This window comes from Pseudomonas sp. R25(2017) (assembly GCF_002112565.1).
Classification (GTDB): Bacteria; Pseudomonadota; Gammaproteobacteria; order Pseudomonadales; family Pseudomonadaceae; genus Aquipseudomonas; species Aquipseudomonas ekonensis.
The window spans coordinates 78062-98442 of sequence record NZ_NEHZ01000007.1; the positions used below are offsets into that span (position 1 = coordinate 78062).

The window sequence follows — 20381 nt, forward strand, 5'->3', positions numbered from 1 at the left end:
CGGTTCGCGCCAGGCAAGACTCCCATTGGGCCCAGCCCTAACTAAAAAACAGGATTACTCATGTCCTTTGCTTCCCTCGGTCTCTCCGAGGCTTTGGTCCGCGCTATCGAAGACGCGGGCTATACCGAGCCTACTCCGGTGCAACAGCGGGCCATTCCCGCCGTGTTGCAAGGTCGCGACCTGATGGTCGCGGCACAGACAGGTACCGGTAAAACCGGCGGTTTCGCCCTCCCGATCCTGGAGCGGCTGTTCCCCAACGGTCACCCGGACAAGTCCCAGCGCCACGGCCCGCGCCAGCCGCGCGTGCTGGTGCTGACCCCGACCCGCGAACTCGCGGCCCAGGTGCACGACAGCTTCAAGATCTACGCCCGTGACCTCAAGTTCGTCAGCGCCTGCATCTTCGGCGGCGTCGGCATGAACCCGCAGGTCCAGGCCATGGCCCGTGGCGTGGACGTGCTGGTGGCGTGCCCCGGCCGTCTGCTGGACCTCGCCGGCCAAGGCAGCATCGACCTGTCCCATGTCGAGATCCTCGTGCTGGACGAAGCCGACCGCATGCTCGACATGGGCTTCGTGCACGATGTGAAGAAAGTCCTCGCCCGCCTGCCGGCCAAGCGCCAGAACCTGCTGTTCTCGGCGACCTTCTCCAAGGACATCACCGACCTTGCCGGCAAGCTGCTGCACAACCCTGAGCGCATCGAAGTCACGCCGCCGAACACCACGGTCGAGCGCATCGAACAGCGCGTGTTCCGCCTGCCGGCCAGCCACAAGCGTGCGCTGCTGGCCCACCTGATCACCGCCGGCGCGTGGGAACAGGTGCTGGTGTTCACCCGCACCAAGCACGGCGCCAACCGCCTGGCCGAATACCTGGACAAGCACGGCCTGCCGGCCGTGGCGATCCACGGCAACAAGAGCCAGAACGCCCGCACCAAGGCCCTGGCCGACTTCAAGGCCAACGAAGTGCGCATCCTGGTGGCCACCGACATCGCCGCCCGTGGCCTGGACATCGACCAACTGCCCCACGTGGTCAACTACGAGCTGCCGAACGTCGACGAAGACTACGTGCACCGCATCGGCCGCACCGGCCGGGCCGGCCGTTCGGGCGAGGCGATCTCGCTGGTCGCGCCGGACGAAGAGAAGCTGCTCAAGAGCATCGAGCGCATGACCAAGCAGAAGATCGCCGACGGCGACCTGATGGGCTTCGATGCCAGCGCCGTGGAAGCCGAGAAGCCGGAGACCCGCGAGCGTCCCGACGGCCGCAACCCGCGCAACGCCCGCAGCCCGCGCGGCGAAGGCCAGAACGGCGGCGGCCGCAAGGACAAAGGCAAAGACAAGGGCAAGGAAAAGGACAAGTCCGCTTCCGGCGAGAAATCCGAGCGCGGCGAGCGTCCGGCCCGCCAGCCGAAGCAACGTGAAGGCAGCCGTCAGCAGCGTCAGTCGAGCCAGCCGCCGCGCCCGGCCCCTGACCGCGCCCCGGACGAGTTCCTCGACGACGACATCGACAACTTCGGCAACCGCGTCGACTACGTGCCCAAGCAGGTTCCGGCAGCGGGCCGCGGCCGTCGTCCCGGCGGTTCCGGCCAAGGCCAGGGCTCCGGCGCACCGCGCAACGGCCAGTCCCAGGGCCGCCAGAACGGCCAGCCACGCAATGGCGGCGGCGGATCGCGCAGCGGTTCGTCCCGTGACGGCCAGGGCCGCCGCGACGAGTCGCGCAACCGCCGTCCGAACCGCGACGAAGGCTCCCGCGCCGAACCGGCCGTGCAGAACCCGCGCAGCACCGGGCCGAAGATCATGCACAAGGAGTCCAAGGCCGACCGCTTCCCGACCCCTGAGCAGCTCGATCAACTGCCGAGCCGCCCGCGTGGCGAGAAACCGGCGTTGCTGACCCGCAACCGCTGATCTCGCGCCGCTGAAAAAATGCCCTGGTTCGCAAGAACCGGGGCATTTTTGCAAAAGCCATGGGCGATCCTGCCCCTTGTGGGAGCCAGCCCGCTGGCGCTGGGGCCGGCATGTCCAAGGCATTTGCCGACTGACCCACCGCTATCGCCAGCAGGCTGGCTCCCACAGGGGTGCTGCGGCGACGGCAGTCATCCGCAAGGCAAAAAAAACCCTGGCCGCAAGGCCAGGGTTTTTTTGCGCATCGGGCGAAAGTTACTTCGCTTTCACGCCTTCGAACGAGATGTACAGGTCGACGTTGTCGGACTGCGGGCCCAGGTCCATCATCTTGCCGAAATCGGAACGCTTGATGCTGGTGGTGCCTTCGAAGCCAGCGCGGTAGCCGCCCCACGGATCCTTGCCCTCGCCCAGGAACACGGCCTTGACCACGATCGGCTTGGTCACGCCGTGCAGGGTCAGGTCGCCGGTCACGTCGGCGGTGTCTTTGCCGGCGGCGTTCTTGCCGGTGGACTTGACGCTGGTGGAGACGAACTTGGCGTCAGCGTATTTGCCCACGTCCAGGAAGTCTTTGCTGGCGATGTGCTTGTCACGCTCGGCATGGTTGGTGAACACGCTGGCGGTCTTCACGTCGAACTCGATCTTGCTGTCTTCTGGCTTGGCGGCGTCGAAGCTGAACTTGCCGCTGATGTCCTTGAAGGTACCGGTGATGAAGCTGTAGCCCAGGTGGCTGATCTTGAAGTCGACGAAGGCGTGCTGGCCTTCCTTGTCGACGGTGTAGTCAGCGGCCATCACGTTGGCGGACAGCACAGCGGAGCCGATGGCCAGAGCGGCCAGAGTCTTTTTCAACATGCTTTCTTTTCCTTTGAGTCGAGGTTGAGTTCAGGCTTTGCGGCCCAGCATTCGGGTGAGGGTCGCATCACGATCGATAAAGTGGTGCTTCAATGCAGCCAACGCATGGAGGCCGGAAAAAATTACCAGCGCCCAGGCCAGGTACAGGTGAATCGCACCGGCGGTGTCAGCCTGGTCCGGTAGTCCGGACACCAGGGCAGGAACTTCGAACAAACCAAACACCGGGATCCCGACACCGTCTGCGGTGGAAATCAGGTAACCGGCGATCATCACGGCGAACAGGCCGAAATACAGGAACGCATGGCCGAACTTCGCGCCGATGCGGGTCATCCGGCTGTAGCTCTGCAGCGTCGGCGGCGGCGGGCTGACGAAGCGCCACAGCACCCGCAGCACCATCACCGCCAGCAGCACCAGGCCGATGCTCTTGTGCAGGTCCGGCGCGTCTTTGCGCCAGCTGCTGTAATAATCCAGCCCCACCATCCACAAGCCCAGCGCGAACAGCCCGAAGACCGCCAGCGCCACACCCCAGTGCATGAAGATGCTGACCCAACCGTAGCGCGAAGAAGAGTTACGTAGCTGCATTGCCCAAATCCTGTGAGAACTGCGAACCAAGACTATCGACTTATCTATCGAATTAAAGCGGAAAATTTTGCTTTGAAATATCGAGAAATACGATCAAGAGTCTGTAAGTGGCGAGTTAAGGAAAGATTAAAGGCGAAAGTGTGACGGGATGTTGGTGGGGAGATCAGAGAATTTCATGGCCGGTACTGGCCCGATCGCCAGCAGGCTGGCTCCCACAGGGATTGCTGTTCAACTGAACAGATCCGTTCGAATGTGGGAGCGAGCCTGCTCGCGATGACGCTCTGACAGGCAAAAAAAAGCGCGGCCCATGAGCCGCGCTTCTTCATTCAAGCCAAAGCCTTACTGCGTCTTGGCCTCGGTGCTTGCCGCCGGTTTGGCCACAGGCTTCTTGGCCGGCTCGGCCTTTTTCGCCGGTGCCTTGGCCGCAGGCTTTTTCGCCTCGGTCTTGGCCGCCGGTTTCTTCGCCGCCGGCTTGCTGGCGGCCTTCTTCGCCGGTTCGGCCTTCACAGGGGCCGCAGGCTTCGGCGCTTCCGCCGGAGCAGGCGCGGGTGCCGGGGTCGGCGCAGGCGCCGGAGCTGGAGCCGGGGCTGGCGCAGGCTCCGGGGCCTTCACCGGCTCAGGCTTCTTGTCGTCGTCCGAACCGCCGAACAGGTTGGTGAAGAAGTTGCCCTTCTTCGCCGCCACGGCGCCACCCGCCGCACCGGCCGCCACCGCAGCGGCCGCGGCTGTCGGGCCGACCTTGACCGGCGCGAAGGATTTGCCCGCCGCGAGGTCTTCGACCTGGCCGGCGGCGCGCTGGCCGGTGCGCAGCGCACCTTCCAGGGTGCCCGGATACAGGGTGTCGGTGTGCTCGCCGGCGAACGTCACCCGCTGCAGCGGCTGTTCCCACAGGCGCCAGAACTTGCTGATCTGGCCCGGGCCGAAGGCCAGGTACGAACCGCCGGTGGACGGGTCGGTGCTGTAGCGGCGGATCTCATAGCCGGTGAACGAACCGCGGGCCTGCGGATAGAACGCATGCAGACGGATCAGCACCTGATCGACCATCTGCTTGTCGCCGAACGCCTGCATCACCCGCGCGTTGTCGCCGGACAGGTTGATCACCACGTTCGCCCCGCCCTTGAGCGCAGGCTCGACCCAGAGCATGCCCAGGCCGGTGTTGCTGTAGATCTCGCCGGACATCCGCGCCTTGCTTTCCCACACCGGCGTCTTGAACTTGAGCATGATCTGGTCGCGCCAGCCGTAGTTGGTGCCCTTGATCGCCGCCTGGTGCTGGGCGTCCAGCGCCGGGGTCAGCTGGATCTTGCTCAGGGCGCGCAGCGGCACCGCCAGCACCACGTAGTCGGCTTGGTAGCCGACCGCGCCGACCTTGACGGTCACGCCGTCCTTGTCCTGGGTGATGGCCGACACCGGCGAGTTGGTCTTGATGGTCTTCAGTTGCTTGACAAAGGCCTGGGCCAGCACCGGGCTGCCGCCGACCAGGCGCGAGGCGCGCAGGTCACGGTCGGACACGCCGCGGTACACCCGGCTCTGCTGGGCGAAGTACAGCAGCGACAGGCGCGACGGCTCGTCGTAGCGGCTGCGGATCTGCTGGTTGATCAGCTGGCGGGCGGTGGCCGGCAGGTTCTGCTTGTCGAGCCAGCTGGACACGTTGATCTGGTCCAAGGCATGCAGAGTGTTGGTGGACGCCGGGTTCTGCGGATCGTCGATCGAGCGCGCCAGGTCGTCCAGGGTCTTCTCGTAGCGCTTGAGCGCATCGCCCGTGGCCGGCTGCTTGGCGGCGAGGTCGGCGGCGGAGAAGTACTCGCCGTCGATCAGGTAGCCCGGCGTGCGCACGAACTCAGGGGCCGGCGTGGTGCTCAGCTTGAAGGTCGACACGTACTTGTTCAGCACCGGCTGGGTCTTGTCGTTGCCGATCCACTCGCTGGTGGCCATGCCGGAACGGCCGCCGATGCTCGGCTTGGCTTCCAGCAGGGTGACCTGCCAGCCCTTGTTCTGCAGCTCGTAGGCGGCGGTCAGGCCCGACAGGCCGCCGCCGATCACGATCGCGGTTTTATCCTTGGCCAGCGCCGAAACGCTGAACAGCCCCAACACCACCAGCGCACAGGCGCGCAGCCAACCGACAGACATTCAGCGAACTCCGGAAATACACGGGAAAAAACGGTTTTTCGGGTCAGGCGACCCAGAGAACCGCGAAGAATACGTCAGCCATCAAAACGCCGCCAGCGACGTCTATCGCCCCAAGTAAAGTAGCTCAATCGACACAATGGGTTGTCCCGGCGCGACGCATTGCATAGGCTTGCGCGATTGTTTGCCCGCGCCAGGCGCGAGCCGTCCCGAGGAGACCGGAAATGGGCCTGAACGACCAGTGGATGCAGCGTGACCTCAAGGTCCTGTGGCACCCCTGCACCCAGATGAAAGACCACGAACAGCTGCCGCTGATCCCGATCCGGCGCGGCGAAGGCGTCTGGCTGGAAGACTTCGACGGCAAACGCTACCTCGATGCCGTCAGTTCCTGGTGGGTGAACGTATTCGGCCATGCCAACCCGCGCATCAACCAGCGGATCAAGGATCAGGTCGACCAGCTGGAGCACGTGATCCTGGCCGGCTTCAGCCACCAGCCGGTGATCGAGCTGTCCGAACGCCTGGTGAAGATGACGCCGCCAGGGCTGGACCGGGTGTTCTACGCCGACAACGGTTCGTCCTGCATCGAAGTCGCGCTGAAGATGAGCTTCCACTACTGGCTCAACCGCGGCCAGCCTGACAAGAAACGCTTCGTCACCCTGACCAACAGCTACCACGGCGAAACCGTGGCGGCGATGTCGGTCGGCGACGTGCCGCTGTTCACCGAGACCTACAAGGCGCTGCTGCTGGACACCCTCAAGGTGCCCAGCCCCGATTGCTACCTGCGCCCCGAAGGCATGAGCTGGGAGGAGCACTCGCGCAACATGTTCGCCGCGATGGAGCAGACCCTGGCCGAGCACCATGCCAGCGTCGCGGCGGTGATCGTCGAGCCGCTGATCCAGGGCGCCGGCGGCATGCGCATGTACCACCCGGTGTACCTCAAGCTGCTGCGCGAGGCCTGCGACCGCTACGGCGTGCACCTGATCCACGACGAGATCGCCGTCGGCTTCGGCCGCACCGGCACGATGTTCGCCTGCGAGCAGGCCGGCATCCGCCCGGACTTCCTCTGCCTGTCCAAGGCCCTGACCGGCGGCTACCTGCCGCTGGCGGCGTGCGTGACCACCGATGAGGTCTACAGCGCCTTCTACGACGACTACCCGACCCTGCGCGCCTTCCTCCACTCCCACAGCTACACCGGCAACCCGCTGGCCTGTGCGGCGGCGCTGGCGACCCTGGACATCTTCGAGCAGGACAACGTGATCGAGAACAACCAGGCGCTGGCCCGGCGCATGGCGTCGGCCACCGCGCACCTGGCCGATCACCCGCACGTCGCCGAAGTGCGCCAGACCGGCATGGTGCTGGCGGTCGAGATGGTCAAGGACAAGGCCTCGAAAGAGGCGTATCCCTGGCAGGAGCGCCGCGGCCTCAAAGTGTTCCAGCATGCGCTGGAGCGCGGCGCGCTGCTGCGTCCGCTGGGCAGCGTGGTGTATTTCCTGCCGCCGTATGTGATCACGCCGGAGCAGATCGACTTCCTCGCCGAAGTCGCCGGCGAAGGGATCGACATCGCCACCCGCGACAGCGTCAGCGTGGCGGTGCCGAAGGACTTCCACCCCGGCTTCCGCGATCCGGGCTGATTGCCGCAGAGTCCCCCTGCTCGCGATGAATGCACCTCGGTTCGTCTGACGAACCCCGTCGTCGCCATCGCGAGCAGGCTCGCTCCCACAGAACAGCCGCTGCGTACGCCCCACACCTTTTACAGAGACCCCGCATGAGACTGTCCCGCTTCTTCATCGACGCCCCCCTGAGCCTCGGCGAGCACGAACTGCCCGAAGCCCAGGCGCATTACATCAGCCGCGTGCTGCGCATGACCGAGGGCGATGCGGTGCAGCTGTTCGACGGTTCCGGCCAGGAGTTCCTCGGCGCACTGGCGGAGGTCGGCAAGAAGCGCGTGACGGTGCGCATCGACGAGCAGTTCGCCGGCCAGCCGGAATCGCCGCTGAGCATCCACCTCGGTCAGGGCCTTTCGCGCGGCGAGCGGATGGACTGGGCAATCCAGAAGGCCACCGAACTGGGCGTGAACGAGATCACCCCGATCTTCAGCGAGCGCTGCGAAGTGCGGCTCAAGGACGAACGCGCCGACAAGCGCCTGCTGCACTGGCGCCAGGTGGCGGTCAGCGCCTGCGAGCAGTGCGGCCGCTCGCGGGTGCCGGTGATCCATCCGCCGGTGCTGCTGGCCGACTGGCTGAAGCAGACCGAGGCCGACCTGAAACTGGTGCTGCACCCGGTGGCGGAGCCGCTGGTGAGCCACGCCAAACCAGCGAGCCTGGCGTTCCTGATCGGGCCGGAGGGCGGGTTGTCCGAGGCCGAGGTCGAGCAGGCCAAGGCCGGCGGTTTCCATGCCGCCCGTCTCGGCCCGCGGGTGCTGCGCACCGAGACCGCGCCGGTGGTGGCGCTGGCGGTGGCCCAGCAACTTTGGGGTGACTTCTAGAGCGCCATCGTCGGATCGCCGCCCGGAACAAGCCCGCTCCCACAGTGTTCCCTGTCGCTCACAAGCATTGCATACGCTACAAATACCTGTGGGAGCGGGCTTGCCCGCGATGGGCGGCACACGGGCCTGAAGCCGGTCACTGTACCGGATCGCTCACCGGCCTGGCGATGATCGCCTTCAGCTCGACGGTCATCGGAAACTCCAGGTTCAGGCCCTTCGGCGGGATCGGCTGTTCGAACCATTTGCGGTAGATCCCGTTGATCTCGCCCGACGCGTACAAATCCCCCAACGCCCCGTTGACCAGCGCCAGGAACGGCGGGTCATCCTTGCGCACCATGCAGCTGTAGATCTCCCGCGACTGCTCCTCCCCCACCACCACCCAATTGTGCGGATCCCGGGCCTTGGCCCGTTCGCCGTAGAGCAGCGCGTCGTCCATGTAGAACGCCGCCGCCCGCCCCGACTGCAGCATCTGGAACGCTTCGCCGTGGTCCTTGGCGCTGATCACGAACATGTCGAGCTTGTGGTTGAGGTTGTAGCTCTTGAGGTAGCGCTCGTTGGTGGTGCCGGCGGTGGTCACCACGTTCTTGCCGCGCAGGTCGTCGAAGCGCTGGATGCCGCTGTCCTTGGCCGTCAGCAGCTGTCCTTTGACGTAGATGAAGCCGTAGGAGAACGCCACTTGCTTCTGGCGCTCGGCCGTCACCCCGGTGGAGCCGCACTCCAGGTCGACGGTGCCGTTCTGCACCAGCGGAATGCGGGTCTGCGAGGTCACCAGGTTGTATTTCACCTTCAGCTCCGGCAACGCCAGTTGCTGGCGGATGCGTTCGACGATCTTGCCCGCCAGCTCCACCGAGTAGCCCATCGGCTGGCCGGTGTTGTCCCCTATGTAAGAGAACGGCACCGAGGCGTCGCGGTAGCCCAGGGTGATGCTATTGGCGCCGGCGATCTTGGCCAGCGTGCCGCCAAGCGGTGCTTCGCCGGCGTGGGCTTGGGTTTGGGCTTGAGCGCCGAGCAACAGACCGAGGGTGCAGCCGAGCAACGTGATTTTTTGCATTGTTGTTCTCCGTTGTGGGTGTTCGGGGTTCAGGCGTGGGGATTGAAGCCGTGCAGGTCGATGGACGGCCGGCGCTGGCCGATCAGCTCGCTGAGCAGTTGCCCGCTGGCGCAGGCCAGGGTGAACCCGAGCGCGCCGTGGCCCAGGTTCAGCCACAGGTTGCGGTAGGCCGTGGCGCCCAGCAGCGGTACGCCGGTGGGGGTGGCCGGACGCATGCCGGCCCATTCCACGGCGGCGCCGTAATCGCCGGCCTCGGGGAAAGTGTCGCGGGCCTGGCGCCGGATCAGGGCCAACCGCGCGGGATCCACGGCCGGGTCGAAGCCGACGATGTCGACCATCGCCGCCACCCGCAGCTGTTCGCCGATCCGGGCGTAGACGATCTTGCGGTCGTAGTCGGTGATGCTCACGTCCGGCGCCCGATGCCCCTCGCCGATCGGCACGGTCAGGCTGTAGCCCTTGAGCGGGTACAGCGGCAGGCGCAGACCCGGCAGCGCCAGCAGCGGGCTGCGGTGGCCGGCGGCGATCACCAGTTGATCGACCGCCAGCACCTCGTCGCCCAATTCGATGGCCGTGACCTCTGCGTCGCGGTGGCGCAGGCCGGTCACCGTCCGGCCCAGGCGAAACTCACACAACCCGGAGGCCTCCAGCCGCGCCGCCAGTTGCCGGCAAAAGCCGTGGCAATCGCCGGCTTCCTCGTCCGGCGTATGGATCCCGCCCACGAAAGGCCCGTCGGCCAGCGCCGGTTCCAGCTGCGCGCACTCGGCGGCGCTCAGCACCTGCTGCTGCCGGGGGTCGGCCAGGTGCCGGCGGGCCTGGGCGAAACGGCCGGCATCGCGGAACGTCACCAGTTTGCCGTTGCGCCGCCAGTGGAACCCGGCGAGGCCGTCCTCCTCGCGCCAGGCCTTCAGTGTGCGCTGGCTCAATAGCGCCAGGCGCAGCAGGTGCGCGGCGTTTTCACGGTTCACCGAACTGCGGCAGGCGGCCAGGAACGCCGCCATCCAGCGCCACTGCTGCGGATCCAGGCGCGGGCGCAGCTTGAGCGGCGAGTCGCCGCGCAGCATCCAGCCGAGGGCCTGCCACGGCACGCCGGCGTCGGCCAGCGGCGCGACGTAGCGGTAGGACAACTGTCCGCCGTTGGCGAAACTGGTCTCGGCGCCGAAGCTGTCGCGGGCCTCGACCACCGTCACCCGCAAGCCGTCGCGCACCAATGCATAGGCCGTTGCCAGGCCGATCACGCCGCCGCCGATGATGCACACACGCTGAGCCATGTCCGTCCTTAACCGTTCGTGAAGACGAGGCCGAGGTTAGTGCCAGGTGACAGGCGCCGGACAATGAATAAAGATGCCAGACCCATAAGCAAAGGTTATGGACTTGCCATGCGCCTACGTCACATCGAGGTCTTCCAGGCCATCCGCCAGACCGGCTCGGTCAGCGCCGCCGCGCAGCTGCTGCATGTCTCGCAGCCGGCGGTGACCAAAGTGCTGCAGCACGCCGAACAGCAATTGGGCTTCGCCCTGTTCCTGCGGGTGCGCGGCAAGCTGCAGCCGACCCCGGAAGCGCTGGAGCTGGAGCGCGAAGTCGACAAGGTCAGCGAAAGCCTGCAAGGCGTGCGGCGCCTGGCCCAGAGCCTGCGCCGCACGCCCGGCCGCAGCCTGCGGATCGGCGCGACCCCGGCCCTGGCGCTGTCGCTGCTGCCGCCGGCCATCCACGAATGGACGGTGCGCTGGCCGGACATCGCCTGCGAGCTGTCCAGCGCCCACAGCCGCGAACTGACGCAGAACCTGCTGATGCGCGAGGTGGACGTGGCCCTGACCCTGCAACTGCCCGACCATCCGGGGCTCAAAGCCCAGGCGTTGGCGTCGGGGGTGCTGGTGGCGCTGGCGCCGAAGGGGTTCTGGCCGCCGGAGGACGCCGGCCGGCCGCTGCCGCTGACGGCGCTGGCGGACGCGCCGCTGATCGGCCTGTCCAGCGCCGACCCGCTGGCCGCCCGGCTCGACCGTTACCTCGAAGCGGTGGAGCCGCCGCCTCGGGTGCGCATCGCCGTGCAGACTTACTCGCTGGCGCGGGCGATGGTGGAGTCCGGCGCCGGCGTCGCAGTGATCGACCCGTTCACCGCCCTCGGCGCCGCCCCGGCGACCACGACGCTGCGGCCGCTGGCCCCGCCGCTGCCGATCACCCTGTACGCGGTGATCCGCGCCAGCGAACCGCCGCCCCATGCGCTGAGCGACTTGCTGGATATCTTCAGCCGCCGGGCCCGGGAACAGCTCGGTGGCCCGGGCGCCGCACAACACTGATCGGCAGGCCGGCGCCTACAAAACGTAAAACCAGATCGCCACGAAGTGCAGCAGGCTCCCGGCGATCACGAACAGGTGCCAGATCCCGTGGGCATGCCGCAGCCGGTGGTCGAGGGCGAAAAAGATGATGCCCACGGTGTACAGCACGCCGCCCGAGGCCAGCCAGGCGAAACCCGCAGGCCCCAGCGCATCGAGCAGCGGCTTGACCGCCACCAGCACGATCCAGCCCATCACCGCGTAGATCACGATGGACAGGATCCGCGCCTCCGAGCGCGGTTTGATCTCCTGCAGGATGCCGATCAGCGCCAGCCCCCAGACGATCCCGAACAGCGTCCAGCCCCACGGCCCGCGCAGCGTCACCAGGCAGAACGGCGTGTAGCTGCCGGCGATCAGCAGGTAGATCGAAAAGTGATCGACCTTCTTCATGATCGCTTTCTTGCGCCCCCGCACGCTGTGGTACACGGTCGAGGCGCTGTACAGCACCAGCAAGGTGAAGGCGTAGATTGCCACGCTGACGATCTTCCACGGACTGCCGTCCAGGCTGGCGATCACCACCAGCCAGATCCCGCCGATGAAGGCCGCCACCGCCCCGACCAGGTGCGTCCAGGCGTTGAGTTTTTCCCCGTGATACATGTGTCGCTGACCTCAGATTCATGACCGCCGCGCGCAAGGCTCGGGCCTTGAGCGTAAAAGCGCAATGTTTCGGTTCGACGCGGGCCTGCGCCTGTCCGGTTAATTGGGCACAATCGACCGATATCAAGAAGAGTCCGCGCCATGCTGATCGACGAAGAATTGACCCTGAAAAAACTCGAGGTGTTCCTCGCCTTCATGCGCACCGGCAACCTCGCCCGGGCCGCCGCCGAGCTGCAGACCAGCAACGTCAGCGTGCACCGCGCCATCCACTCGCTGGAGAGCGCCCTGCGTTGCCCGCTGTTCAAGCACGAGGGACGCAACCTGACGCCGCTGGAAAGCGCCTACGTGCTGGAGGAGCGGGCGCAGAAGCTGATCCAGGACGTGGTCGAGAGCGTGCGCCTGACCCGCGAGGCCGCCGGGTTCTCCGCCGAACGCTTCAAGCTGGGCTCCCTCTACTCGCTGACGGTGAAGACCGTGCCGCAACTGATCATGGGCCTGAAGATCCGCCGCAGCGAACTCAACATCGACCTGATCCTGGGCTCGAACATCGACCTGCTCTACAAGCTCAAGAACATGGAGGTCGATGCGATCCTGGTGTCGCTGGACGACAGCGTCAGCGACCCGGACTGCGAACAGATCCCGCTGTTCTCCGACGACATTTTCCTGGCCACCCCGGCCGACTCGCGGTTCGCCCAACGCAGCGAGGTCGACCTGGCCGACGTGCGCGACGAGACCTTCATCACCCTCACCCAAGGCTTCGCCACCCACCAGGACGGCATCCGGGTGTTCCGCCAGGCGGGGTTCGAGCCGAAGGTGGCGATGCAGGTCAACGACATTTTCACCCTGCTGAGCATGGTCAGTTCCGGGGTGGGCTATGCGCTGCTGCCGGGGAGGATCGCGGCGGTGTACGAAAACCGGGTGAAACTGATCCCGTTGCAGGAAAAGTACCGGTTGCAGCAGCACATCGGCGTGGTGTTCCTCAAGGCCAAGGAACGCGACCCGAACCTGCTGGCGTTGCTGGCGGAGTGCCGGATGTACGCCAACCGCCAGGCCTGAGGCCGGGCGCCCCCGATCGCCGGCCTGCTGGCGATTGAGGGCAACCCGGCACCCGACGTCAGCCGACGATCCCGCGCACGATGAAGAACAGCACCGAAGGCCCCAGCAGGCAGCCCAGCCCGGTGTGGAACGTCGCCGTCAGCGCGCCGTAGGGCACCAACCGCCGGTCCGTCGCCGCCAGTCCCGCGGTCACGCCGCTGACGGTGCCGGCCAGGCCGCCGAACACCATCGCCGAACGCGGGTTGTCCAGGCCCATCCAGCGCGCCGCCACCGGGGTGCCGACCATCACCAGGATCGCCTTGATCAGCCCGGTGGCGATCGACAGCGCCATCACGTCGGACGTCGCGCCGATCGCCGCGCCGGTCACCGGCCCCACGATGTAGGTCACCGCCCCGGCGCCGATGGTGGTCATGCTGACCGCGTCGCGGTAGCCGAAGGCCCAGGCCATGCACGCACCGACGATGAACGGCAGCACCGTGCCCAGCAGCAGCGCGACCACGCCGATCAGCCCGGCCTTCCTCGCCTCGGTGGCCTGCACCTCGAACGCCGTGGCGACGATGGCGAAGTCCCGCAGCATCGCCCCGCCCATCAGGCCGATGCCGGAGAACAGGGTCAGGTCCGCCAGCCCTTTCTGCCCGCCGGTCAGCGTGCCGCCGACCCAGGCCAACACCAGGCCGATGACGATGGCGATGGCCGAACCGTGGATGCGCCCGAACGTCAGGCGCCTGGAGAGAATCACCGACACCCACATGATCACGCCGACGAACGCGAACGCGGTGACCAGACCGTTGTGCTCCAGACCTTTCTCGATGAGATCCCACATGTCAGCGACCTCCCGCCGGGGCGGCCATCGGGGCCGGCTCTGCCGGCTCGTCCGGCAACGGCTCGCCCTTGTTCGTGCGGCTGATCAGGGCAATGGTGCAGCCGCAGACCACCACCGAACCGATCGCCGCCAGCACCGCCACCGGGCCGCCGTGCAGCGCGGTGACGACGTTCTGCTGCGCGGCCATCGCCACCACCACCGGAATGTACATGGCGCCCCAGAAGCCGACGCCCATCTCGCAGTCCTTGGTCATGCCGCCGCGCCCGTGCATCCACAGCCGTGCGCAGATCAGCAGGATCATGGCGATCCCGACCCCGCCGACATTGGATTTGACCCCCAGCAGCACGCCGAGCAGGTCACCCATGATCACCCCTGCCAGCGTACAGATCGCCAGCAGCGCCACACCGTAAATAATCATTGTCGCAGTCCTCAAGTTGCATCGTCGGATGTTGTTTTTGTTGTTCGAAGCCTGAAGTCGGGTGGTCTAGGGTCGGCGGCCCTCCTCCTCACGCAGCAGCGCCTGCAGGGTGTCGGGCCGGGCGCCGTCGAAGGCGATCACCGTGCCTTGCTCGAACACCCGGCGCGCCAGCCCGGTCAGCACCGCGCCGGGCGGCAGTTCGATCTGCAGCCGCACGCCGCGCTCATAGGCGCTTTGCACGGTGCCGCGCCAGTCCACCACACGGCACATGTTGAAGGCCAGGTCATCGCGCAGGGCTTCGGGCCTGGTGAGCGGACGTGCACGGCTGCCGCTCAGGTATGCGATCTTCGGCGCCTGCACCGGCACGGCGGCGAACGCGTCGGCCAGCACCTGCGCGGGGCCCTCCAGCAGCGGGCAGTGCGACGGCACGCTCACCGCCAGCCGTTTCGCCAGGCCCGCCCCACGGCGGCGCGCCAGCTCCGCCACCGCGTGCATCGCGGGGTCGCAGCCGGCGATCACCACTTGGCTGTCGGCGTTGATGTTGGCCAGGTAGACCGGGGATTCGCCGCTGTGCACCTGCGCGACCAGCGCTTCCACGGCCTCCGGAGGCAGGCCGGTGATGGCGGTCATGCCGAAGCCCTGCGGATAGGCCTGCTGCATCAGTTCGCCGCGCAGGCTGACCAGGCGCAACGCATCGCCGAAGCTCAACGCCTGCGCCACCACCGCCGCCGGGTAGGCGCCGATGGACAGGCCGGCGACATAATCCACCTGCGCACCGTCCTGCAGCAGCTGCCGGGCCGCCGCCACGCCGGCGATCAGCAGGCAGAGCTGAACCGCCCGTGTCGTGCGCAGGGCCTGCGGCGAGTCCAGCCGCGTGACGTCTTCGCCCAGCGCATCGCTGGCCTCCGCCAGCGTTTGCCGGGGCAACGGCCGGAGCATGCCCGGCTGCTGCGCGCCCTGGCCGGGGAACACCAGCAGGCTGCTCACGCCGCCAGCTCCTGCGGGTTCCACGGATCGCTGACCAGGTACGCCCGCTGCGCACTTTTGAGCAGCACCCTTGCCGAAGCGCCCGCCCACTCACGCAGGGCCACCGCCCCGGACGGCGTCTGCAACTGCAGATCGATCCGGCAGGCCGCACGCTCAAGCAGCGCCAGCAACTGGCGCGCCTGATGACGGGGCAACCGCTGCGGCGTGCGCAGGATCAGGTCGAGGTCGCTGCCGGCGTGCATCGCGGCAAACCCGCTCGCCAGTTCGAACCCGGCGCTGCCGCTGACGCCCCAGGCCCAGCCGCCGTCGTCGAGCAGCGGGCGAAGCTGCCTGAGCGCCCGCATCGCCGGCAGGTCACGGGGGCTGTCGACGTGGCACAGCGCCTCCGGACTGACCCGGCGCACCACCGAATCGGCCGCCATGAACGCCGCCCAACGCTGCTCCCGCGCCGCACCGCGCAGGCCAACAGCAACCTGACCGGGTGCGCCCTCTGCGCGCCGCACCACCACCGGATGGCCGGCGCGCAACGACTCGACCGCCCACAGCGGCGCCTGCGCCGGCAGCTGCGCCGGGGTCATGCCCCAGAGCAGATCGTGGGGCAGCGGCCAGGACAGGCTCACCACTGCGCCCTCAGCAGTTCGCGCACCCGGCTCGACGCGGCGCGGTTGGCCGCGCCGAGGCGCCCGCCCAGGTCCGCCGACGACACATCGGCGATGGCCTGCCGCAGGCATTCGCTCACCCGCGCCAGATCCTCCGCCGTCGGCTGTTCGGTCTGCGCCACCGACAGGGTTTCCCACAGCAGGCCCAGGCTGGCGTAGCTGTCGATGTCGTAAGCCATGGGCGGCACGCTGGACGCCAGCGCCTCCAGTTCCTCGACGCTGCGCAAGGTCACCCGCGCCGCCGAAGCCTTGCCCATCGCGTGCACCATCACCCCCGGATCCCGCAGGGCGATCAAGCGGTTGGCCTGATAACCGTGGGCCAGAAACGCCCCGGACATGGCCTTGCCCACCAGCAGCGCGATCACCGGGTGCCCGGCCAGGCGTGCTCGGGCATAGCTGTCCGCCGCCCCGGCCAACGCCTGATGGATGCCGAGGGCCTCTTCGCGACGGCCGTAGGCCTGGCTCGGCACATCGACGATGGCGATCAGGGCCCGTTTGTGAGATGCGTCGCGGTCGGCCACAACGGCGTCGTCCACGGCCTTGGCCAGGCCCCAGCCCTCCAGCAGGCCGACCTCGCCCTGACGGGCGCGGGGAAAACGGTTGTCCGGATCGGCCACCACCGCCAGCAGACGGCCCAGCGCGACGTCCGCCACCCGCAGCGACGGCGGCAAGCCTTCGAGCGCCAGCGCACCGCCGCTCAATGCGTTGAACCAGTTCAGGCCCCGCAGGGATATTCCGCTCATGAACGCTCTCCTTGATACAGGTCGCGAACCACCGAGGGTTCGATCTGCGCCTCGGCGTCCAGGCTCGCCAGACGCCGCAAAAACCACTCGGCGCGCCGGCTGCGCGGGTGCGCCGGCAGGCCCTGGTGCAGCAGGTCGGCGACCTGCCCGCGAATCTGCGCCACGTCATCGGCCACGTAGCGGTCCGCCAGCCCGCTGGCGAAACGCTGCTCGCCGCCGGTCAGGCTCCAGATGAACGGCCGGTCCCGCGAGTCGTACTCGGCGATGCCGGCTTCCTGCTCGATCACCTGCGGCCCGTTAAGGCCCAGCCGGGCTTCCTGGGTCACCAGCAGGTAGCTGCACAGGCCGGCGGCGATCGACATGCCGCCGAAGCAGCCGACGCTGCCGGCCACCACGCCGACCACCGGCCGGTACTGCTGCAGGTCGACAATCGCCGCATGGATGTCGGCAATCGCCGCCAGCCCCAGGTTGGCCTCCTGCAAGCGCACGCCGCCGGTCTCCAGCAGCAGGACGGCGCGGGTCGGGATGCCGTTGCGGTTGTCTTCGGCGGCCAGCTCCAGCGCGCCGGCGATCTTCGCCCCGCCGACCTCGCCGAGGCTGCCGCCCTGGAACGCGCCTTCGATGGCGGCAACGACCACCGGCAGGCCGTCGAGGCTGCCCTTGGCGATCACCACGCCGTCGTCGGCCTGGGGGACGACGCCCTGGCGCTCCAGCCACGGCGACATGACGCGCTGGAACGGGTCGAGCAGCTCGCGGAAGGTGCCGGCGTCGAGCAAGGCCTTGGCCCGTTGCCGCGCACCGAGCTCGACGAAGCTGTGCTTGTTCAGCAACGTTGCGCTGTCAGTCATGGCCGATCTCCTCGAAGCCTTGTTCCAGACGCAGGCGAACCACGCCGGGGGTGGCGCCGAAGTCGTGGATCTCGATATTCATGGCCGGCGGCACCGTGCCGTCGAACATCCGCGCGAACAGATGCCGCCAGCGCTGCCCGCTGCCGTTGACCGAGGTCTGCACGTTGATCGACAGCGTGCCGGCCAGGCCCGGCTCGATCAGCACCTCCAGATCGCCGGAGCCGACGCAGCCCACCAAGGCACGTCCGCGCGGCGGCTGGCCGGCGGGGAATTCAAACGATAGGGTTTCCATCAATACGCTCCCTGAAGGATGCCGCCGTGACCGATCCGGTCGAGCAGCAAGGTGGCGGCGAGCAGATCGGCGGCGCCGCCGGGCGAGGCATTCAATGCGATGAGTTGCCGGTCCAGCGCGTGCAGATGCCGGCGGCCGGCCAGGCTGGCGCTGCCGCCGCCGTCGAGCACGGCCTGGGCCCCGCGCTGCATGGCGTGCAGGCCGGGTTCCCCGGCGCGGTACAGCACGCAGGTGTCGGCCAGGCCGGTCATGATCGCCAGCAAGGCGTCGAGCCTGGCGTTCTGCTCGCCGTGGCCGGCGGCGCGGCTGCGTTCGAGCTGCGGCAGGCCGCGCCCGGTGACCGCCGGAAAGCCCAGTTGCGCTTCCTCGCGGGCGCCACGGGCGCCGTAGCGCAGGGCGACCTGGGCGCCATGGCTCAACGGACGCGGCGCATGACGGTCCTCCAGCAGCGCCAGGCGCGCGGCGCGCAGGGCGACCGCACCGGCACCGTTGGATTCAGGCGCCAGCGCCGCGGCCGTCACCAGCAGGCCCAAGGCCCAGATTGCGCCGCGGTGAGTGTTGACGCCGCCGGTGGTGGCCAGCATCGCCTGTTCGCCTTCACGGCCGATGCGGCCGACGGTTTCGCGCAACGCCAGGTCAATCGTTCCGGTCTCGGTGGCGGCTTCGGCCATTTCCTTGAAGGCCGGCCAGAGCGCCAGCGCCGAGGCGTGCATCAGCCCCAGGTGCAGATCGGTGTGGGCGCCGTTGCCGCGACGGTCGACCAGGGCCGGTTTCGGCGACAGGTCGGCCTCGTCGATCAGCGCGTCCACCGCCAGGTCCGCCAGGCGCTCGGCCAGGCTGACGGGTTTCGCTTGCGGATGGAGTGCGTGCATCACCAGCTCCTGAACTTGGCGGGCGGGTTGTAGAGGCCGCCGGACCACTCGACCAGGTCGGCCACGCTTTTGGCCGCCAGCAGTTCGCGGGTGGCGTCGGTGCGGCGGATGCCGAGGTCTTCGGGCAGGGCCACGAGGCCTTCGCGACGCAGGCGCTCGGTGTCTTTCGGGTCATGGCGCAGGCCGATGGCGGTGACCCCGGCCACCGCCGCGATCATCGCCCGGCGCTCGTCCAGCGAACGGGCCTTGTACAGGTAGGCGATGCCTTCTTCGGTGAGCAGGTGGGTGACGTCGTCGCCGTAGATCATGACCGGCGCCAGCGGCATGCCGCTCTTCTTCGCCACGTCCACGGCGTCGAGGGTCTCGACGAAGGTCGGCTTGCCGCCCTCCTGGAACGTCTCGACCATCTGCACCACCAGTTTCTTGCCCCGTTCGAGCATCGGCTGCGCCGAATCGGTGTGGCGCATGTCCAGCCAGGCCGGAGTGCCGTGACGGCGGCCGCGGGGGTCGTGGCCCATGTTCGGCGCACCGCCGAAACCGGCCAGGCGCCCGCGGGTGACGGTGGAGGAATGGCCGTCGCCGTCGACCTGCAACGTGGCGCCGATGAACAGGTCCACCGCGTACTGCCCCGCCAGTTGGCTGAACATCCGGTTGGAGCGCAGCGAGCCGTCGCGGCCGGTGAAGAACACGTCCGGGCGGGCAGCGATGTACTGCTCCATCCCGAGCTCGGTGCCGAAGCAATGCACGCTCTCGACCCAGCCGCTTTCGATGGCCGGGATCAGGGTTGGGTGTGGGTTGAGCGTCCAGTTGCGGCAGATCTTGCCCTTCAGGCCCAGGGACTCGCCGTAGGTCGGCAGGATCAGCTCGATGGCGGCGGTGTTGAAGCCGATGCCGTGGTTGAGCGACTGCACGTTGTGTTTTTCGTAGATGCCACGGATCGCCATCATCGCCATCAGCACGTGCACCGGCTTGATGTGCCGGGGGTCGCGGGTAAACAGCGGCTCGATGTAGAACGGCTTGTCCGCCACCACCACGAAATCCACCCACGAGGCGGGAATGTCGACGCGGGGCAATTCGCTGACGTCGTCCACCAATTGGTTGACCTGGACGATGACGATGCCGTCGCTGAACGCCGCCGGCTCGATCAGCGCCGGGGTGTCCTCGGTGCTGGGGCCGGTGTAGATGTTGCCGGCGCGGTCGGCCATGAAGCCGGCCGAGAGCACCACGTTGGGCGTCAGGTCCACCACCAGCCGCGCATAGAGTTCGATGTAGGTGTGGATCGCGCCGATCTCCAGCAGGCCGTCCTCCAGCAACTGGCTGATGCGCAGGCTCTGGGTGCCGGCGAAGGAGAAGTCCAGCTTGCGGGCGATGCCGCGCTCGAACAGGTCCAGGTGCTCGGAGCGGCCGACGCTGGGCATGATCATGTGCAGGTCGTGCAGCTTCGACGGGTCGGCCTTGGCCAGGGCCCGGGACAGGAAGTCCGCCTGCTTCTGGTTGTTGCCCTCCAGGACCACTCGGTCGCCGGGCAGGATCAGCGCTTCGAGCGCCGCGACGATCCGGTCGGTCGGGAGCACCGCACCGTCGGCCAGGCCGCGCACCCGGTCAAGGCGACGCCGCTTCTCGTCACGCCGCCGCGTCCAGCGCGGGTCGGGGGTTATTGTTGTTGTCATGCTCACTCCACGGGGTTCGCTGTCGTGGAGCCAACCTTAGGAGCGGGCGGAGGGAGCATCAATCAAGCAGCGCGGCGAATCGTTACGGTCAGCGTAATGGTT

20 protein-coding genes are annotated in these 20381 nt (G+C 67.7%); 5 read left to right on the forward strand and 15 right to left on the reverse strand.

Going from position 1 to position 20381, the window contains the following annotated elements; all coding sequences use genetic code 11:
• Window positions 1-60 precede the first annotated feature (60 nt).
• On the forward strand, window positions 61-1896 hold the full coding sequence (locus CAG31_RS10835; RefSeq protein ID WP_085580776.1) for a DEAD/DEAH box helicase: 1836 nt from the start codon (window positions 61-63) through the stop codon (window positions 1894-1896).
• Window positions 1897-2148: 252 nt separating this feature from the next.
• Here CAG31_RS10835 and CAG31_RS10840 read toward each other — a convergent pair whose 3' ends face one another.
• From CAG31_RS10840 to CAG31_RS10850, 3 genes are all read right to left on the reverse strand, one after another.
• Window positions 2149-2742, reverse strand: a complete 594-nt coding sequence (locus CAG31_RS10840) for a YceI family protein (protein ID WP_085580779.1) — start codon at window positions 2740-2742, stop codon at window positions 2149-2151.
• A gap of 30 nt (window positions 2743-2772) precedes the next feature.
• Complete coding sequence (locus tag CAG31_RS10845; protein ID WP_085580781.1) at window positions 2773-3324, reverse strand: cytochrome b; 552 nt, start codon at window positions 3322-3324, stop codon at window positions 2773-2775.
• 339 nt (window positions 3325-3663) lie between these two features.
• Window positions 3664-5451, reverse strand: a complete 1788-nt coding sequence (locus tag CAG31_RS10850) for a flavin monoamine oxidase family protein (protein WP_085580783.1) — start codon at window positions 5449-5451, stop codon at window positions 3664-3666.
• Window positions 5452-5672: 221 nt separating this feature from the next.
• Here CAG31_RS10850 and CAG31_RS10855 point away from each other — a divergent pair, with 221 nt between their 5' ends.
• Together CAG31_RS10855 and CAG31_RS10860 are read left to right on the forward strand one after the other, a co-directional pair.
• Entirely contained in the window at window positions 5673-7079 is a 1407-nt protein-coding gene (locus CAG31_RS10855; RefSeq protein ID WP_085580785.1) for an adenosylmethionine--8-amino-7-oxononanoate transaminase, read from the forward strand.
• 134 nt (window positions 7080-7213) lie between these two features.
• Entirely contained in the window at window positions 7214-7933 is a 720-nt protein-coding gene (locus CAG31_RS10860; RefSeq protein ID WP_085580787.1) for a 16S rRNA (uracil(1498)-N(3))-methyltransferase, read from the forward strand.
• 136 nt (window positions 7934-8069) lie between these two features.
• On the opposite strand, the gene CAG31_RS10865 is transcribed toward CAG31_RS10860, so the two are convergent.
• Window positions 8070-8984 carry a transporter substrate-binding domain-containing protein gene (locus CAG31_RS10865; RefSeq protein ID WP_085580789.1) on the reverse strand — a complete coding sequence of 305 codons (915 nt, stop codon included), beginning with the start codon at window positions 8982-8984 and terminating at the stop codon, window positions 8070-8072.
• Window positions 8985-9013: 29 nt separating this feature from the next.
• A complete protein-coding gene (locus CAG31_RS10870; RefSeq protein WP_085580791.1) occupies window positions 9014-10252 on the reverse strand; it encodes a D-amino acid dehydrogenase in 1239 nt (412 codons plus the stop codon).
• A gap of 108 nt (window positions 10253-10360) precedes the next feature.
• Between CAG31_RS10870 and CAG31_RS10875 the strand changes: the two genes are divergently transcribed.
• A complete protein-coding gene (locus tag CAG31_RS10875; protein ID WP_085580793.1) occupies window positions 10361-11278 on the forward strand; it encodes a LysR family transcriptional regulator in 918 nt (305 codons plus the stop codon).
• A gap of 15 nt (window positions 11279-11293) precedes the next feature.
• Here the strand turns inward: CAG31_RS10875 and CAG31_RS10880 are convergent, their stop codons facing one another.
• Window positions 11294-11911, reverse strand: a complete 618-nt coding sequence (locus tag CAG31_RS10880; RefSeq protein ID WP_085580795.1) for a hemolysin III family protein — start codon at window positions 11909-11911, stop codon at window positions 11294-11296.
• A 141-nt stretch (window positions 11912-12052) separates the two neighbouring features.
• Between CAG31_RS10880 and CAG31_RS10885 the strand changes: the two genes are divergently transcribed.
• Window positions 12053-12967, forward strand: coding sequence for a LysR substrate-binding domain-containing protein (locus tag CAG31_RS10885; RefSeq protein ID WP_085580797.1), 915 nt, complete (start codon window positions 12053-12055; stop codon window positions 12965-12967).
• Window positions 12968-13025: 58 nt separating this feature from the next.
• Here CAG31_RS10885 and madM read toward each other — a convergent pair whose 3' ends face one another.
• The 9 genes from madM to mdcA form a co-directional block, all read right to left on the reverse strand.
• A complete protein-coding gene (gene madM, locus CAG31_RS10890; protein ID WP_085580799.1) occupies window positions 13026-13790 on the reverse strand; it encodes a malonate transporter subunit MadM in 765 nt (254 codons plus the stop codon).
• Between the two features lies 1 nt (window position 13791).
• The gene (madL, locus tag CAG31_RS10895; protein WP_085580801.1) at window positions 13792-14208 is read right to left on the reverse strand and encodes a malonate transporter subunit MadL; all 417 of its coding nucleotides are present in this window, start codon (window positions 14206-14208) and stop codon (window positions 13792-13794) included.
• A gap of 66 nt (window positions 14209-14274) precedes the next feature.
• Window positions 14275-15195: a malonate decarboxylase subunit epsilon gene (gene mdcH, locus CAG31_RS10900; RefSeq protein WP_085580803.1), complete on the reverse strand. Its 921-nt coding sequence runs from the start codon at window positions 15193-15195 to the stop codon at window positions 14275-14277.
• Window positions 15192-15815, reverse strand: coding sequence for a malonate decarboxylase holo-ACP synthase (locus CAG31_RS10905; protein ID WP_371856099.1), 624 nt, complete (start codon window positions 15813-15815; stop codon window positions 15192-15194). The genes mdcH and CAG31_RS10905 overlap by 4 nt, the downstream gene beginning before the upstream one ends.
• Window positions 15812-16597, reverse strand: a complete 786-nt coding sequence (gene mdcE, locus CAG31_RS10910) for a biotin-independent malonate decarboxylase subunit gamma (RefSeq protein WP_085580807.1) — start codon at window positions 16595-16597, stop codon at window positions 15812-15814. The genes CAG31_RS10905 and mdcE overlap by 4 nt, the downstream gene beginning before the upstream one ends.
• Window positions 16594-17445, reverse strand: a complete 852-nt coding sequence (locus tag CAG31_RS10915) for a biotin-independent malonate decarboxylase subunit beta (protein WP_085580809.1) — start codon at window positions 17443-17445, stop codon at window positions 16594-16596. Before CAG31_RS10915 ends, mdcE begins: the two co-directional genes overlap by 4 nt.
• On the reverse strand, window positions 17438-17737 hold the full coding sequence (locus CAG31_RS10920; protein ID WP_085580811.1) for a malonate decarboxylase subunit delta: 300 nt from the start codon (window positions 17735-17737) through the stop codon (window positions 17438-17440). Before CAG31_RS10920 ends, CAG31_RS10915 begins: the two co-directional genes overlap by 8 nt.
• A complete protein-coding gene (locus tag CAG31_RS10925) occupies window positions 17737-18609 on the reverse strand; it encodes a triphosphoribosyl-dephospho-CoA synthase (RefSeq protein WP_085580813.1) in 873 nt (290 codons plus the stop codon). The genes CAG31_RS10920 and CAG31_RS10925 overlap by 1 nt, the downstream gene beginning before the upstream one ends.
• On the reverse strand, window positions 18609-20279 hold the full coding sequence (gene mdcA / locus CAG31_RS10930) for a malonate decarboxylase subunit alpha (RefSeq protein WP_085580815.1): 1671 nt from the start codon (window positions 20277-20279) through the stop codon (window positions 18609-18611). Before mdcA ends, CAG31_RS10925 begins: the two co-directional genes overlap by 1 nt.
• Between the last annotated feature and the right edge of the window lie 102 nt (window positions 20280-20381).

Bases quoted from the DNA above. Each gene is read 5' to 3' on its own strand.
- CAG31_RS10835 (WP_085580776.1), top strand. From the start codon at position 61: ATGTCCTTTGCTTCCCTCGGTCTCTCCGAGGCTTTGGTCCGCGCTATC.
- CAG31_RS10840 (WP_085580779.1), bottom strand. From the start codon at position 2,742: ATGTTGAAAAAGACTCTGGCCGCTCTGGCCATCGGCTCCGCTGTGCTG.
- CAG31_RS10845 (WP_085580781.1), bottom strand. From the start codon at position 3,324: ATGCAGCTACGTAACTCTTCTTCGCGCTACGGTTGGGTCAGCATCTTC.
- CAG31_RS10850 (WP_085580783.1), bottom strand. From the start codon at position 5,451: ATGTCTGTCGGTTGGCTGCGCGCCTGTGCGCTGGTGGTGTTGGGGCTG.
- CAG31_RS10855 (WP_085580785.1), top strand. From the start codon at position 5,673: ATGGGCCTGAACGACCAGTGGATGCAGCGTGACCTCAAGGTCCTGTGG.
- CAG31_RS10860 (WP_085580787.1), top strand. From the start codon at position 7,214: ATGAGACTGTCCCGCTTCTTCATCGACGCCCCCCTGAGCCTCGGCGAG.
- CAG31_RS10865 (WP_085580789.1), bottom strand. From the start codon at position 8,984: ATGCAAAAAATCACGTTGCTCGGCTGCACCCTCGGTCTGTTGCTCGGC.
- CAG31_RS10870 (WP_085580791.1), bottom strand. From the start codon at position 10,252: ATGGCTCAGCGTGTGTGCATCATCGGCGGCGGCGTGATCGGCCTGGCA.
- CAG31_RS10875 (WP_085580793.1), top strand. From the start codon at position 10,361: ATGCGCCTACGTCACATCGAGGTCTTCCAGGCCATCCGCCAGACCGGC.
- CAG31_RS10880 (WP_085580795.1), bottom strand. From the start codon at position 11,911: ATGTATCACGGGGAAAAACTCAACGCCTGGACGCACCTGGTCGGGGCG.
- CAG31_RS10885 (WP_085580797.1), top strand. From the start codon at position 12,053: ATGCTGATCGACGAAGAATTGACCCTGAAAAAACTCGAGGTGTTCCTC.
- madM (WP_085580799.1), bottom strand. From the start codon at position 13,790: ATGTGGGATCTCATCGAGAAAGGTCTGGAGCACAACGGTCTGGTCACC.
- madL (WP_085580801.1), bottom strand. From the start codon at position 14,208: ATGATTATTTACGGTGTGGCGCTGCTGGCGATCTGTACGCTGGCAGGG.
- mdcE (WP_085580807.1), bottom strand. From the start codon at position 16,597: ATGAGCGGAATATCCCTGCGGGGCCTGAACTGGTTCAACGCATTGAGC.
- CAG31_RS10915 (WP_085580809.1), bottom strand. From the start codon at position 17,445: ATGACTGACAGCGCAACGTTGCTGAACAAGCACAGCTTCGTCGAGCTC.
- CAG31_RS10920 (WP_085580811.1), bottom strand. From the start codon at position 17,737: ATGGAAACCCTATCGTTTGAATTCCCCGCCGGCCAGCCGCCGCGCGGA.
- CAG31_RS10925 (WP_085580813.1), bottom strand. From the start codon at position 18,609: ATGCACGCACTCCATCCGCAAGCGAAACCCGTCAGCCTGGCCGAGCGC.
- mdcA (WP_085580815.1), bottom strand. From the start codon at position 20,279: ATGACAACAACAATAACCCCCGACCCGCGCTGGACGCGGCGGCGTGAC.